This is a genomic window from Knoellia tibetensis, assembly GCF_048606415.1.
GTDB classification, from domain to species: domain Bacteria; phylum Actinomycetota; class Actinomycetes; order Actinomycetales; family Dermatophilaceae; genus Knoellia; species Knoellia tibetensis.
In genome coordinates this window covers 274,599-289,860 of record NZ_JBMBWF010000003.1, presented here as the reverse complement: position 1 = coordinate 289,860, position 15,262 = coordinate 274,599, and the positions used below count along the sequence as shown (strand labels likewise).

Below are 15,262 nucleotides of genomic sequence, written 5' to 3'. Positions count from 1 at the left end.
TATTCGACGGACGGCGACTGTCGGTGGTCGCTTCTAGGTTGGGGTCATGACGGAGGGGACCACACCAGCAGCGAGCCTGGGGTACGCCGAGTGCGTGCGCCGGTTCGAGGCCGCGCGCGAGGCAGCCGCCGCGCTGTCGTCGGTGCTGTGGCAGGCGTCGGGCGCCGACCTCGCCGCCGGGCTGGAGGCCCTCGGAGAGCTGTCCGCCGCGTGCGAGGGCGCCGAGGCCGCCGTCACCGTCGAGGCGATCGACCGCGGCGAACCCGGCTGCTCCTCACCGCCGCAGACGCCGCGCGAGTGGGTGGTCGCGCACCACCGCCGGTATGCCGTCGCCGGCGCCTCCCGCCTGGTCGACGTCGCGCAGGCCTGCCGCCAGCCCTCGAACCACATTCTGCGCGAGGCCGTGGTCATCGGTCGGGTCAGCGTCGATGCCGCGCAGGTCGCCCTCAAGGAGATGCGCCTGCTCGCACCTCATCTCAACCCGGACGCGGTGGACACCGTCTGGGACGCGCTCATGACATTGGGCGAGCGGCACGACGCCCGCACCGTGCGGCAGCTGCGCGAACGGCTGCTGGCCGCCCATGGCGTCGACGACGCGTTCGACGACACCGAGGACAAGGCCCGCGTCGGCGCGTCCCTGTCGGCGGGTAAGGAGATCGCGCCCGGCCTGTTCGAGTACCTCCTGCGCGTCACCCGCGAGGGCCGCGCCATGCTCGAAGCAGCCATCGGACCACAATCAGCGCCCACGCCCGGCCCCGACGGCGAACCCGACGAACGACCCGTCGAGCAACGCCGCGCTGACGCCCTCATCGCCGTGATCGGCCGTGCCCTCACCGCCGGCGACAGCACCTGGTCCTCAACCAAGACGCAGGTCTTCGTCGGCATCGCCCTCGCCGACCTGCAGACGCGCCAGGGACGGACGCGCCCCGCATCAGAACACACCGACGGTGGGCTCGGCGTCCCCGGCGCCGGGACACTGCTCGGGGCGCTCACCAGCGGCGACCTCGTCACTCCCGACACCGTCCGACGGTGGGCCTGCGACGCCACGATCATCCCCACCGTCCTGAACACGTGCGGCGAGGTCGTCGACCTCGGCCGCGCCACACGCCTGTTCACCCCCGCCCAGGTCAAACGGCTCTGGCTGCGCGACCGACACTGCACCTACCCCGGCTGCGACGCCCCCGCCGCCTGGACCGACGCCCACCACCTCACCCACTGGGCCGACGGCGGACCGTCCGACCTGGCCAACGCAGCCCTGCTCTGCCCACGCCACCACACCATCGTCCACAGCAGACGCCTCCACGGACACGTCACCACCGACCACCACGGACGACAGCACGTCACCTGGGACCTCACCCGCCGCTCCTACGACTCTGCCCTCGACTCGATGGACAGGCACCGAGCCCCGCCCCAAACGCGGTCGGGGTGAGCGACGGCCGTGGGACGGCATACGCGACCCGTCGCCCGACCCCGCCCGAGACAACGGCCGCGACGACGCGAAGGTGACCGGCGAGCACAGTTCGCTGTGCGAACATGGAGCACCGGCGCGCCGAACCGCGTCGGCCCACGTCGTGTCCGGCACGAGGTGGCGCCATGGGACGGAAGGACTGACCGTGAAGGGTCGCGTGCTCGTCGTCGACGACGACCTCGCTCTCGCGGAGATGCTCGGCATCGTGCTGCGCAACGAAGGGCTCGAGGTCAGCCACGTGGCCGACGGCTCGGGTGCGCTCGGCGCGTTCCGCGAGTCACGGCCCGACCTCGTGCTCCTCGACGTCATGCTGCCCGGCATCGACGGCCTCGAGGTGTGCCGGCGGATCCGCGCCGAGTCCGGTGTCCCGATCGTCATGCTCACCGCGCGGACCGACACGATCGACGTCGTCGTCGGTCTCGAGTCCGGCGCGGACGACTACGTCGTCAAGCCGTTCAAGCCGCAGGAGCTCATCGCGCGCGTCCGCGCCCGGCTGCGTCGCGACAACGACGCCGAGCCCGAGCGCCTCACCATCGGCGACCTCACGATCGACGTCGCCGGCCACTCGGTCAAGCGCGGCGGCGAGTCGTTGAGCCTCACGCCGCTCGAGTTCGACCTCCTCGTCGCGCTCGCCCGCAAGCCGTGGCAGGTCTTCACCCGCGAGGTGCTCCTCGAGCAGGTCTGGGGCTACCGCCACGCCGGTGACACCCGCCTCGTCAACGTGCACGTCCAGCGCCTCCGCTCCAAGATCGAGAAGGACCCGGAGCGTCCCGAGATCGTCGTCACCGTGCGTGGCGTGGGCTACCGGGCCGGGCCGGCCTGACCATGTCGGGCACACCAGTCACGGACGCCGGGGCTGGGGATCGCACGGCGTCACCCACGCTGGCGGCGCACGTCCGCACCATCGGCCGGCGCGTCATGACGGTGCTGCGCGGCGTCGGCGCGCGCATCGTCGCGCTTGCCGCCGCGCTGCTGCGCACGTGGCGCCGCTCGCTCCAGTTCCGCGTCGTCTCGACGACGGTCGTCCTCGGCATCGTCGTCGTCTCGCTGCTCGGCTCCTACCTCTACAACGAGATCGCGAGCGGGCTGCGCGACGACCGGGTCGCGACGAGCGAGTACGAGGCGCGCACCCTGACCCAGGCTGTCCAGACCCAGTGGGACAACACGACCGGCACCACGGCGCAGGACCTCAACCAGGCCGCGCTCGACATCATGAACTCGACCCTGAGGCCCGTCGGACCTGAGCCGTCGCGCTACGTCATCATGCTCCGCGGGGTCAAGAACTCGAACCCGATCGTCCTCGACTCGCTCGAGTCCGGTGGCGTCAGGCTCTCGGCGGTGAGGCAGTCGCTCCGGCAGGCCGTCGCCGACGACCCCAGCCGTCAGCACACGATGGTCAGCGACGTCCTCATCAACGGCAGCCGGGTGCCGGCGGTCTTCGTCGGGACGGGCGTCGAGGTGCCGCGCGCTGGGCGATACGACCTCTTCTACATCTATCCGATGACCCAGGAGCTCCAGACGATGAGTCTGATCTCCACGGCCTTCGGCATCGCCGGACTCATCCTCACCGCCCTCGTCGGCGCGGTCGCGTGGGTCGTCACCAAGCAGGTCGTCTCGCCGGTCCGGCGCGCCGCCGAGGTGTCGGAGCGCCTCGCCTCGGGCAAGCTCAACGAACGTATGCCGTCCCGCGGCGAGGACGACCTCGCCCTCCTCGGCACGTCGTTCAACGCGATGGCCGACAGCCTTCAGTCCCAGATCCGCCAGCTCGAGGGCCTGAGCCGCGTGCAGCAACGCTTCGTCTCCGACGTGTCCCACGAGCTGCGTACCCCGCTCACGACGATCCGCATGGCCGGGGACCTGCTCTACGACTCCCGGTCCGACTTCGACCCCGTCGTCGGACGGTCGGCCGAGCTGCTCCAGGGCGAGCTCGACCGGTTCGAGTCGCTGCTCGCCGACCTGCTCGAGATCAGCCGCTTCGACGCGGGTGCCGCGGCGCTCGAGCTGGAGCCCATCGACCTGCGCGACATCGTCGAGGAGGTCGTCGACGCCGCGGGTCCGCTCGCCGAGCGGCGCGGCTCGACGATCGAGGTCGTCGAGTCCGGGCCGGTCGAGGCCGAGGTCGATGCCCGCCGGGTCGAGCGGATCCTGCGCAACCTCGTCGTCAACGCGGTCGAGCACGGTGAGGGCAAGCCGGTGACGATCCACCTGCGCGAGGGCGATGGAGCCGTCGCCGTCGTCGTCGAGGACCACGGTGTCGGCCTGCGGCAGGGGGAGGCCTCCATGGTCTTCAACCGCTTCTGGCGCGCCGACCCCGCCCGGGCGCGCACCACCGGCGGCACCGGCCTGGGGCTCTCGATCGCGCTCGAGGACGCCCGGCTGCACAACGGCTGGCTGCAGGCGTGGGGCGAGCCCGGTCAGGGCTCGCGGTTCCGCCTCACGCTGCCGCAGCGCTCGGGTGCCTCGCTCACGTCCTCGCCGCTCGCGCTCTCGCCAGGGGAGCAGCGGTGACTGCCCGGCATCCCCGCTCCCGCTCCGGCCGCCGCCCACGCCTTCGGCGCCTGGCGACCGGTGTGGTGCTCGCGGTCGTCGCCGCCCTGGCCTCGTCGTGCAGCGGCATCGGCGCGGACACCTCCGTGAGCCCCGGGCTCGAGGTCCGCGGCGCCGAGGTCCAGCCGGTCCGCGCCTTCTTCCCTCCGCCGGCCAAGGGCGCCACCCAGCGCGACATCGTCCTCGGCTTCATCAGGGCGGGGGCAGCGAGCGACGGCAACTTCGACACGGCCCGCAGCTACCTCACGCCCGACGCCGACAAGGGCTGGGTGCCCGAGGGAGAGGTCGTCCTCTACTCGACGACGACCCCGCTCTCGATCACGAACCGCACGCCCGACGTCGCGGTCCTCTCGGGCCCGGTCGAGGCGTCGATCGGTGTCGACGGTCGCTACGTGAAGGCGGCGGTCGGCGCGAAGCGGCGCATCGAGTTCCAGTTCGCCCGGATCGACGGCGAGTGGCGGATCAGCAACGTCCCCAAGGACTTCGGCCGCTGGATCACTACGTCGGACCTCGGCCGCCTGCTCCAGCCCTACTCGCTCCACTACCTCGCCTCCGACCGCCGCGCCCTCGTGCCCGACCGGCGCTGGTTCCCGCCGGACCACCTCGCCACGCGACTCGCGCGGGCCCAGCTCGACGACCCACCGGCATACCTCGGTGGCGCGGTCCGCAACGACGTCCCACGGGGTTCACGGCTCACCGCCGACTCGGTCTCGGTCACCGACGGGGTGGCGCGGGTCGACATCACCGGACCGGTCCCGACCGACAAGACCCAGCGCGAGAACGTCTGGGCCCAGCTCGTCTCGACCCTCCTGCAGGACCCGACCGTGCAGGGCGTGACGATCCGGGTCCGCGACGTCACCCTCGAGCTGCCCGACGTCGACCTGCCGGTGCGGACGATCGAGGAGGTCGGCTTCCCGGCGCCGCCGGTCGTGCCGCTGGGGCGTCCGCTCATCCGACGCGGTGACACGATCTATCTCCTGCCGAGCACGAGCTTCGTCGACCGTGACCCGCGCAAGTCGGGCAACGTCGACGTGCCGAAGGGCTACCGCTCGCTCGCGCTCTCGGCCGACGGCACGGAGATCGCGACCGTCGACCCGGACGGCGGGCACTCGCGGTTCAGGGGAGTGACGCGCTACGAGGTGTCGTTCGTCGGCACGCGCGTCGGCAACCCTGCCTACGACACCCGCAACTTCCTCTGGGCAGGGGCCCTCGGCATCGACGAGGACTCGAGCACGCACCTGTGGGCCTTCTCCGTCGCGGGCGACCCGGCGAACCCGCCACCGGCGGTGGGCCTACCGGTCGACTGGCTGGCGGGTAGGCGCGTCGTCGAGTCCAAGCCCTCGCCATCGGGCGACCGGGTGGCCCTGCTCCACACCACCGAGAGCGGCTCCGACCCGCAGATCACCATCACCGGTGTGGTTCGCGGTCCCGGCGGCCAGCCCGTGGGCCTCGGCAGCCCCCTTCGCCTCGGTGCGACCCTCGTCAACCCGGCGGGGCTCGTGTGGCTCTCCAACATCTCCGTCGCGACCCTCGGCCAGCGCGGCGGGGCGCAGGAGCAGCGACGTCCCTACGTCCTCTCCATCGACGGCGAGGAGCGCGCGCTCGGTGAGACGCCCCAGGGCATCTCGATCACCTCCGCCGGGGGCGAGCGCGACATCCTCGTGACGAACTCCGACGGCACCGTCATCAGCCGCGCCGGCCAGCAGTGGATCTCGCTCGGGCAGGGCACGGACGTCCTCGTCCCGGCACGCTGACAGCCCGCGCGAGCGGCTCCGTCCACAAGTCGTCGGGGCGGCCGTCCTCGTCCACAACCGGCGCCCCGCGGCTGGCAGGAGCAGGCGGTGCGGGGCGACGCTCGGACGGTGCTCGCCGACCTCGTCGACCTCGTCCTCCCTGCCACCTGCGCCCTCTGCCACCGGCCGGGTGCGCCGCTGTGCCCCGGCTGCCGGGACGCGGTCGAGCGGTGTCTCCACGACGTCCCGCGCCCGACCGTCCCCTCGCCACCACCACCCGGTATGCCGTCCTGCTGGGTCTCCGGCGAGGCGAGCGGTGCGCTCCGGGCGGTCGTCACGGCATACAAGGACGAAGGGCGGCGCGACCTCGCCGAGGTGCTCGCTCCCTGGTTTGGCCAAGCGCTTCGGGCAGCGGTTGGCGCAGACGGTGCTGCGCGCGAATCCCTGCGCGGGAGAGGGCTGCTCGTCGTCCCGGTGCCCGGCTCGCCGCGTGCAAGGCGGCGTCGCGGTGACGTGCCGCTCCGGCCGCTCGTTACCGCCGCAGCGGAGGGGCTGGCGGGGCGCGCGTGCGTCGCCGACGTGCTCGTGGCCACGAGGACGACCCTCGACCAGTCCACCCTCGACGCGGCCGAGCGGGCGGCGAACCAGGCCGGCGCGACGGCGGTCCGCGAGCGTCATCGCCGGGCCGTGGAGGACGGCGTCTGCGTCGTCGTCGACGACCTCGTGACGACCGGCGCGACCCTCGCGGAGGCCGCCCGGGCGCTCCGGGAGGCAGGGGCGCGTGTCGTCCTGGCAGCTGCGATCGGCGCGACGACGCGACGTTCCGGGGGCCGCCCGACATTGCCCCACCCCTGCCCTTGAAAGGGTCTGGGCGGGGGTCTAACGTCGGTGCATGAGACGGATCCTCCATCGGAGGTGGTGCCGCCGCCCCTAGCCCTCGACAGGCACCACCGGCACGCCCCCCGACCCAAGGAGGACAAGTGGACATCGTCGTCACCGGACGCCACACGACCGTTTCCGACCGATTCCGGCAGCACATCGCAGACAAGCTCGAGAAGGTCCAGCAGCTCGCCCCGCGAACGCGCCGCATCGAGGTGGTCGTCAGTCACGAAGCGAACCGCCGACAGTCCAAGGCCTGTGACCGCGTGGAGATCACCTGTCACATCAAGGGACCCGTCGTGCGAGCCGAGGCATGCCAGGAGGACCGCTACGCCGCGCTCGACGGCGCCCTCGAGAAGCTGCTCGAGCGCCTGCGCCGCAAGCACGACAGGTCGGTCCGCCGAGGGCGCAACAGCCAGGAGTCGCTCGCCACGGCCGCTGTGGTGCCGCCCGAGCCCGAGACGGCGAGCGAGACGGACTCGCAGGACGACGACGGCGTGTTCGGCGACTCGCCGATCGAGGTTCGTGAGAAGGTCCACTCGTCCGCGCCGATGACGCTCGACCAAGCCCTCCAGGAGATGGAGCTCGTCGGCCACGACTTCTACCTCTTCCACGACGTCGAGACCGACAAGGCGAGCGTCGTCTACCGCCGCCGGGGCTGGTCGTACGGCGTGTTGCACCTCGATCTCAACGGGAGCGCGCCAAGCACGAGTGACACCGATGTGGCTACGTCGGGCCAGTCAGAACGGGCTGCAGCATCCTGATCACAGTGCGTGATCTCTGGCCCTGAGGCCGGGCTTGTTGACGAAGTTCGCACTACGGCCTACTCACCGTGTCACTATGACCACGTGAGCGTATCCCCCTTTGAGCCGGGTTCGCTGGCCTCAACGAACGGGGTGGCCAGCGAACGAATCCGCATCGTCATCGCCGACGACCACGACCTCTACCGTCGTGGCATGCAGGCCGTCATCGGCCTCGAGCCCGACCTCGAGATCGTCGCGGAGGCGGCGTCCGGAGTCGAAGCCGTGGAGAAGGTCTTCGAGTTCGACCCGGACGTCGTCCTCCTCGACGTGCGCATGCCGGGCAACAGCGGCATCGAGGCCTGCACCGCCATCAAGGAGAAGGCGCCGCGGACCAAGATCCTCATCCTCACGGCGTCCGACGACGAGTCCGATCTCTTCTCGGCCATCAAGGCCGGGGCGAGCGGCTACCTCCTCAAGGACCTCCCGACGGAGCAGATCGCCCAGTCCGTGCGCATGGCCCACGCTGGCCAGTCGATGATCCCTCCGCACATGGCCAGCCAGCTCATCGCCGAGTTCTCGCGCATGAGCAACGAGCCGCCCAAGGACGCCACGAACGGGCCACGCCTCACCGAGCGCGAGCTCGAGGTCCTCTCGCTCGTCGCCAAGGGCAAGGCCAACAAGGAGATCGCGACCCAGCTGTTCATCAGCGAGAACACGGTCAAGAACCACGTGCGCAACATCCTCGAGAAGCTCCAGCTCCACTCCCGCGTCGAAGCCGCCCTCTACGCCATGCGCCGCAACCTCATCGAACCTGAGGCCTGAGCCGCTACACCTGACGGGGCACCGCGTGTGGCGGTCGCGCGGATGTCGGTGACCGCCGACAGAATGGCGACATGCCGACGCGACTGAGCACGATCGCCGCCCGCCGCATCGCACTCGCCGCACAGGGGTTCGGAGTCCCCCGACCGCAGCCGTGGTCGGCGACGAACCGGCACGTGCAACGGGTCATCGACACGGTCGGCATCGTCCAGATCGACAGCGTCAACGTCGTCTCCCGCAGCCACTACCTGCCGTTCTTCTCGCGGCTCGGTCCCTACGACAGCGCGCTCGTCGACCGGGCCCGCGACCGCGCACCGCGCCGCCTCGTCGAGTACTGGGCGCACGAGGCCTCCCTGGTCCCACCGTCGACGTGGCCGCTGCTCGACTTCCGCATGCGCCGCGCCCACGACGAGTCGTGGGGCGGCATGCAGAGTGTCAAGCGCGAGTACCCCGAGCTCGTCGACGCCGTCCTCGCCGAGGTGGTCGCGCGCGGACCGATGACGAGCCGGCAGCTCGAGGCGGCGCTGGCCCACGACCTCCCGCGCGAGCGCGACCAGTGGGGCTGGAACTGGTCGCTCGTCAAGGCCGCCCTCGAGCACCTCTTCTGGTCCGGCCAGGTGAGCTCGGCCGGACGCACCACGCAGTTCGAACGCCGGTATGCCGTCCCCTCCCGCGTCCTCCCGCCGACCCTTCGCGACGTGGCCGAGCACCCCGAGCTGCGCCCGAGCGACGAGACGGCCTTCGTCGAGCTCGTCCGGATCGCGGTCCGGGCCCATGGCGTCGGCACCGAGCAGTGCCTGCGCGACTACTTCCGGCTCAAGCCCGAGCAGGCCCGACCCGCCATCGCGGCCCTCGTCGAGTCCGGCGACCTCGTCCCGGTGACGATCGACGGGTGGAGGCGGCCGGCATACCTCGACCCGTCCGCGAGGCGACCACGACGGATTGAGGCGCGAGCGCTCCTCTCGCCGTTCGACTCGCTCATCTGGCAGCGCGACCGGACGAGCGCCCTCTACGGGTTCGACTACCGGCTCGAGATCTACACGCCGGAGGCCAAGCGGGTCCACGGCTACTACGTCCTGCCGTTCCTTCTCGGCGAGGACCTCGTGGGGCGAGTGGACCTCAAGGCCGACCGGGCCGGCGGACGGTTGCTCGCACGCCAGGTCACGTGGGAGCCGGGGCGCGGCGGCGCCGACGACACCCGCGAGCTCCACGAGGAGCTCGGCCTCATGGCGCAGTTGCTCGGGCTCGCCGACATCGACGTCGCGGTGGTCCGCTAGTCGCGCTCTGGTGCGAGCAGCTCCCAGTGGTCGGCGGGGCCGACCGACCCGTCGGGCGCGGTCGCCGCCCGCTCGTGCCCCCACCGGGTGAAGCCGGCCGACTCGAGCACGGCGTTGCTCGCCACGTTGTCGGCGGCGGTCTCGGCGACGAGCCGGCGCATCCCGAGCCCGCCCTCGTCGCGCGGGGCGAACGCGTGCTGCACCGCGAGGCGTGCCGCGGTCTTCGCGGCACCGCGGCCGCGGGCGCCGGGGTAGAGGTAGTAGCCGAGCTCGGCGGTGTCGCCTCCCGCCAGCGTGCCGTCGTGCACGAAGACGAGCGCCTCGCCCAGCGCCGTGTCGGTCGCGGCGTCGGCGATGCACCAGTTGACGCTCGCGCCGCGCGCCATGAAGAGGCGGCGTCGCTGTAGCCAGTCGTCCCAGGTGAGGGCCGTGGGGATCGCGCGCTCGGGCACGTGGTGCGACGGGTGGTTCGGCTCCTCGACGCTCGCGCGGTCCTCGTCGCGCCACGGACGCAGCCGTATGCCGTCCGCCTCGAGCACCGGGGGAGTGACCCACTCGTCGCGGGCCTCCATCGCGTCGTCGCGGCTCAGGCTGGCGAACCACGCGTCGACGAGGCCGCCCTCGCCGTGGGCGACGTGCTCCGGCAACGTCGTGATGAAGGTGAAGCCGGCCGCGCGGGCGACGGCCCACGAGGCGAAGTTGCCGCGCTCGGCGTGCCAGTCGACCCGCTGGCCGCCGGCGTCGAACCAGTACTGGCAGACGAGCCGCAGCGCGCGGGCCATGACGCCGCGGCCTCGGGCGTCGGGGTGTAGGCCGTAGCCGACCTCGGCCCGGCCCGCCCCGCGAGGACGCAGGTCGATCGAGCCCAGGAAGAACCCATTGTCGTCGGCCCCGGTGACTTCTTCGATCGCCCAGAGCCGGTCGCCGTCGCCGTCCCACCCCTTGGCGATGTCGGTGATCCACTCGCGCGCCATGTCCGGGGTGTAGTTGCGCGGCACCTGGGTCCAGCGCAGGCTCGAGGGGTCGGTGCACTGCTCGACGATGCGGTCGACGTCGGCCTCGGAGTGGGCTCGCAGGCGCACGACGCCGTCGGTGAGGGTGGGCACGGAGTCGGGGAACGGCATACGGGATTTGACCACGGAGGCGTGCGGGGTCGGAACCGAATAAGCGGGCCGCCGCGTTGGATGCTGGTGGAGGGCCGCATCAGGTGCGGCACCGACCCGTGGCTCGACTACCCTTGGCAGGTCTCGTCGAGGTCGACGGGGCGACCGAGCGTGACACTGTTGTTCAACGAGGAGTCCTACCCGTGGTGAAGATCGTCGAGAAGCTGCTGCGCGCCGGTGAAGGCCGGATCGTCAAGAAGCTCGAGAACATCGCCGACCAGGTCAACGCGATCGAGGAGGACTTCGTCGCGATGAGCGACGACGAGCTGCGCGGCATGACCGACGAGTTCCGCTCCCGGCTGGCCGACGGCGAGACGCTCGACGACATCCTTCCCGAGGCGTTCGCCGCGGTCCGCGAGGCGGGCAAGCGCACCCTCGGCAAGCGCCACTTCGACGTCCAGCTCATGGGTGGCGCCGCGCTCCACATGGGCAACGTCGCCGAGATGAAGACCGGTGAGGGCAAGACCCTCGTCGCCACCCTGCCGTCCTACCTCAACGCCATCGAGGGCAAGGGCGTCCACGTCGTCACGGTCAACGACTACCTCGCCGAGTACCAGGCCGAGCTCATGGGCCGCGTCCACCGCGCCCTCGGACTCGAGACCGGCTGCATCCTCGCCAACATGACGCCGGACCAGCGGCGCGAGCAGTACGCGAAGGACATCACCTACGGCACCAACAACGAGTTCGGCTTCGACTACCTGCGCGACAACATGGCCTGGTCGACCGACGAGCTCGTCCAACGAGGCCACAACTTCGCCATCGTCGACGAGGTCGACTCGATCCTCATCGACGAGGCGCGCACGCCGCTCATCATCTCGGGACCGGCCGACCAGCCGACGAAGTGGTACAGCGAGTTCGCCAAGGCCGTCCAGCACCTCGAGCGCGGTGAGGGCGGCGACCAGATGCGCGGCATCCCGAGCCGTGGTGACTACGAGGTCGACGAGAAGAAGAAGACCGTCGGCGTGCTCGAGCCGGGCATCGAGAAGATCGAGGACTACCTCGGCATCGACAACCTCTACGAGTCCTCGAACACCCCGCTCATCGGCTACCTCAACAACGCGATCAAGGCCAAGGAGCTCTTCACCCGCGACAAGGACTACGTCGTCATGGACGGCGAGGTGCTCATCGTCGACGAGCACACCGGTCGCATCCTCAAGGGCCGCCGCTACAACGAGGGCATGCACCAGGCCATCGAGGCCAAGGAGGGGGTGACGATCCAGAACGAGAACCAGACGCTCGCGACGATCACCCTCCAGAACTACTTCCGCATGTACGACAAGCTCTCGGGCATGACAGGCACGGCCATGACCGAGGCCGCCGAGCTCAACTCGATCTACAAGCTCGGTGTCGTGCCGATCCGCACGAACCGCCCGATGATCCGCAAGGACCAGGCCGACCTCGTCTACCGCACCGAGGAGGCGAAGTACTCCGCCGTCGTCGACGACATCGTCGAGCGCCACGAGAAGGGCCAGCCCGTCCTCGTCGGCACGGTCTCGGTCGAGAAGAGCGAGTACCTCTCCGAGCAGCTGCGCCGTCGTGGCGTCAAGCACGCCGTCCTCAACGCCAAGCACCACGAGCGCGAGGCCGCGATCGTCGCCGACGCCGGCCTCAAGGGCGCCGTCACCGTCGCGACGAACATGGCCGGTCGAGGCACCGACATCATGCTCGGTGGCAACCCCGAGTTCATGGCCGTCGCCGCGCTCAAGGACCGCGGGCTCGACCCCGTCGAGACCCCCGACGAGTACGAGGCCGCGTGGGACGCCGCGCTCGCCGACGCCGAGGCCCGGGTCAGGACCGAGCACGAGGAGGTCACCGAGCTCGGTGGTCTCTATGTCCTCGGCACCGAGCGCCACGAGTCGCGCCGCATCGACAACCAGCTGCGCGGTCGCTCCGGCCGTCAGGGTGACCCCGGCGAGTCCCGGTTCTACCTGTCGCTGCAGGACCACCTCATGCGGCTCTTCAACGCCGGCATGGTCGACCGCGTCATGAGCTCGACCGGCATGGACGACGAGACGCCCATCGAGTCCAAGATGGTCTCGCGTTCGATCCAGTCCGCGCAGACCCAGGTCGAGGCGCAGAACTTCGAGATTCGCAAGAACGTCCTCAAGTACGACGACGTCCTCAACCGCCAGCGCACGGTCATCTACGACGAGCGCCGCCGGGTCCTCGAGGGCGAGGACCTCCACGAGCAGATGCGCTTCTTCGTCACCGACGTGGTCTCGGGCTACGTCGACTCCGAGACGGCCGAGGGCTTCCCGGAGGACTGGGACCTCGACCGGCTGTGGACCGCGATCAAGGCGCTCTACCCCATCTCGATCACGCAGGAGCAGGTCGTCGAGGCGGCCGGCGGTCGCTCGGGCCTGCGCGCCGAGACGCTCAAGGAGGAGATCCTCTCCGACGCGCACCACGCCTATGACGCGCGCGAGGCCGCGCTCGGCAGCGAGGTCATGCGCGAGGTCGAGCGCCGCGTCATGCTCTCGGTCCTCGACCGCAAGTGGCGCGAGCACCTCTACGAGATGGACTACCTCCAGGAGGGCATCGGCCTGCGCGCCATGGCCCAGCGCGACCCGCTCGTCGAGTATCAGCGCGAGGGCTTCCAGCTCTGGCAGGCCATGAACGAGTCGGTCAAGGAGGAGGCCGTCGGTCTCGTCTTCCACGTCGACGTCCAGGTCGACCAGCCGACGACGCCCGAGGTCGCGACCGCACCCCAGCAGTTCTCCGACATGTTCGGTGGGCTCGCGGGTTCGGAGGGTGACGGCACGCAGGCGCCCGAGACGCAGGACGCCCTCGCGGCGCCGCACGTCGAGGTCGCCGGTGTCGGTGTCGAGCGGCCCCGCCAGCCCGCGCAGCTGCACTACACCGCGCCCTCGGAGTCCGGTGAGGTCGTCGAGCGTGACGTCGCCTCGCACGCGAGCAGCAACGGCAGCGGTGGCCTCACGCCCGAGCAGCTGGCCTCGACGCCGAAGAACGCGGCGTGCCCGTGCGGGTCCGGCAAGAAGTTCAAGATGTGCCACGGCAAGAGCGTCTGAACCAGACGCAGCATCTGAGCCAGACGCAACAGACGAGGTCCCGCGTCCACGGGTGTGGAGGCGGGACCTCGTCCTTTGCCCCTGCTTCGGTCAGCCGATCTGGAGCGCCTCGACCCGCCACCGGCCGTCGAGACCGCTGAGCCGCACCGCCATGGCGCGCACCCTCGCGCCCTCGCTGACGACGACGCTGCACTCGGCGACGCCGTCGGCGGGCTCGCACACGCGCACCGAGCGCACGACGGCGCGGCCAAGGCGGCGGCGCGACCCGTCATCCGTCGTGCCGCCCGACCCGTCACGCGCACCGGACGCCCGGCGACGGGCGGCGAGGGCGCCGCGACGGGCGACGACGGCATACACCTGCGGGGTGGTCCACCGCACGACCTGGGCGGCGGGACGCAGTCCCGACATCACCTCGACGATGGCCTGCGCGATCTGCGCCGCCCACGGCTCCGGGTCGGGCAGGTCCGCCCGGGCCGTGCTCTGGGGACCGAAGACCTGCTCGTCGCTCGCCGCCGCGAGGTCGACGGCGAGGGCGTCCTGGATGTAGCGGGGGTGACCGAGGGCGTCGGCCGAGCGCTGCATCGCCTCGACGAGCGGGATGGCCGGCGGGCGGTGGCCCGGGGCGTGGACGGCCACGGGCCGGAGGTGGCTGCTCGTCGCGCGGGTCATCGGACGGCGCTCGCGCTCGGGTCCGGGACGCGCAGCACCTGACCGGGGAGGAGGAGGTCGGGGTCGTGGCCGATGACGTCACGGTTGGCCTCGAACCACCGCGGCCACGCGCGGGCGACCTCGGCATCGTCGGCGTCCGGGCCGAGATGGGCGGCGGCGATGGACCAGAGGGTGTCGCCGCGGTGGACGACCACTGCGTAGACATCGGAGCGGTCGACGCCCGAGGCGCGGGAGCCGAGGAGGGTCGGGTCGGCCTGCTTGCGCACGCGGGGCGCCGACGGCGTGAAGCCGGGGGTGGGCGGGGGTGCCGCAGCGTCTGCCGAGGCCGGCCGGGTGCCGGGCTGCGCTGTCGGCTGGAACCCGGGGGCGGGAGCCTGCTGGGCGCCCTCGGCCGGGCTGGTCGGCCGGAAGCCGGGGGTGGGAGCCGCGCGCTCGACCGTCGTCCGGGTGGGTTGGAACCCGGGCGCCGGAGCGGTCGACGTGCTCACCGCGGTGTCGAGGTCACGCGAGGCGCCCACGGCCTGGCTCGGCCCGCCGGCGACACCGACACCGATGCCGAGCACGAAGGCCGCGACCCGCCGTGCCAGCGCTGGGGTGAGCCGGTCGGACCAGCGTCCGGCGAGGGCGCCCGTCCGACCGGGCAGGTGGGAGAGGACCTCGAGGGCGGCTCCGAGGCAGAGCCAGGCGGCGATCGCGATGGCGGCCGACGCGGCGCCGAGGGTGAGGAGCTCGGGCGTCGAGGCGGGTCCCGGGGAGCCGACCCGGGCCCACGCCGAGAGCCAGGCGAGCCACAGCACCCACATCATCGAGACGACGACGGCAAGGGCAAGGAGGCCCACGGCGAGGACCCGTGCCGTCCGGGTGACGACGATCGCCGCGGTCGTTGATGCGTCTTTGAGGTCGTTTGATGCCGTTTGCATGTTTTTGACGATAGA

The 15,262-nt window shown here is 71.4% G+C and carries 12 protein-coding genes; 9 read left to right on the top strand and 3 right to left on the bottom strand.

The genetic code is table 11. From position 1 onward, the window contains the following. The first annotated feature begins 46 nt into the window (after positions 1 to 46). From ACOJV7_RS15120 to ACOJV7_RS15085, 8 genes are all read left to right on the top strand, one after another. A complete protein-coding gene (locus tag ACOJV7_RS15120; RefSeq protein ID WP_420191047.1) occupies positions 47 to 1,429 on the top strand; it encodes an HNH endonuclease signature motif containing protein in 1,383 nt (460 codons plus the stop codon). Between the two features lie 184 nt (positions 1,430 to 1,613). Further along, entirely contained in the window at positions 1,614 to 2,291 is a 678-nt protein-coding gene (gene mtrA, locus ACOJV7_RS15115) for an MtrAB system response regulator MtrA (protein ID WP_420191046.1), read from the top strand. Positions 2,292 to 2,386: 95 nt separating this feature from the next. After that, positions 2,387 to 3,976, top strand: coding sequence for an MtrAB system histidine kinase MtrB (gene mtrB / locus ACOJV7_RS15110; protein WP_420191045.1), 1,590 nt, complete (start codon positions 2,387 to 2,389; stop codon positions 3,974 to 3,976). Beyond that, positions 3,973 to 5,769, top strand: coding sequence for an LpqB family beta-propeller domain-containing protein (locus tag ACOJV7_RS15105; RefSeq protein ID WP_420191044.1), 1,797 nt, complete (start codon positions 3,973 to 3,975; stop codon positions 5,767 to 5,769). Before mtrB ends, ACOJV7_RS15105 begins: the two co-directional genes overlap by 4 nt. A gap of 87 nt (positions 5,770 to 5,856) precedes the next feature. Further along, positions 5,857 to 6,609 (top strand): ComF family protein, encoded by a 753-nt coding sequence (locus ACOJV7_RS15100; protein WP_420191043.1) that lies wholly within the window; start codon positions 5,857 to 5,859, stop codon positions 6,607 to 6,609. 119 nt (positions 6,610 to 6,728) lie between these two features. Further along, the gene (hpf, locus tag ACOJV7_RS15095; protein ID WP_420191042.1) at positions 6,729 to 7,391 is read left to right on the top strand and encodes a ribosome hibernation-promoting factor, HPF/YfiA family; all 663 of its coding nucleotides are present in this window, start codon (positions 6,729 to 6,731) and stop codon (positions 7,389 to 7,391) included. Positions 7,392 to 7,523: 132 nt separating this feature from the next. Next, the gene (locus ACOJV7_RS15090; protein ID WP_420191041.1) at positions 7,524 to 8,192 is read left to right on the top strand and encodes a response regulator; all 669 of its coding nucleotides are present in this window, start codon (positions 7,524 to 7,526) and stop codon (positions 8,190 to 8,192) included. Between the two features lie 71 nt (positions 8,193 to 8,263). Next, complete coding sequence (locus ACOJV7_RS15085; RefSeq protein ID WP_420191040.1) at positions 8,264 to 9,466, top strand: winged helix-turn-helix domain-containing protein; 1,203 nt, start codon at positions 8,264 to 8,266, stop codon at positions 9,464 to 9,466. Here ACOJV7_RS15085 and ACOJV7_RS15080 read toward each other — a convergent pair. Continuing rightward, positions 9,463 to 10,590 (bottom strand): GNAT family N-acetyltransferase, encoded by a 1,128-nt coding sequence (locus ACOJV7_RS15080; protein ID WP_420191039.1) that lies wholly within the window; start codon positions 10,588 to 10,590, stop codon positions 9,463 to 9,465. The two genes, ACOJV7_RS15085 and ACOJV7_RS15080, sit on opposite strands and share 4 nt — an antisense overlap. A gap of 182 nt (positions 10,591 to 10,772) precedes the next feature. On the opposite strand from ACOJV7_RS15080, the gene secA reads away from it, so the two are divergent. After that, a complete protein-coding gene (secA, locus tag ACOJV7_RS15075) occupies positions 10,773 to 13,658 on the top strand; it encodes a preprotein translocase subunit SecA (RefSeq protein WP_420191038.1) in 2,886 nt (961 codons plus the stop codon). A 90-nt stretch (positions 13,659 to 13,748) separates the two neighbouring features. On the opposite strand, the gene ACOJV7_RS15070 is transcribed toward secA, so the two are convergent. Continuing rightward, positions 13,749 to 14,327, bottom strand: coding sequence for an Rv3235 family protein (locus ACOJV7_RS15070; RefSeq protein ID WP_420191037.1), 579 nt, complete (start codon positions 14,325 to 14,327; stop codon positions 13,749 to 13,751). Beyond that, the gene (locus ACOJV7_RS15065) at positions 14,324 to 15,247 is read right to left on the bottom strand and encodes a LysM peptidoglycan-binding domain-containing protein (RefSeq protein WP_420191036.1); all 924 of its coding nucleotides are present in this window, start codon (positions 15,245 to 15,247) and stop codon (positions 14,324 to 14,326) included. The genes ACOJV7_RS15070 and ACOJV7_RS15065 overlap by 4 nt, the downstream gene beginning before the upstream one ends. Positions 15,248 to 15,262: the final 15 nt, after the last annotated feature.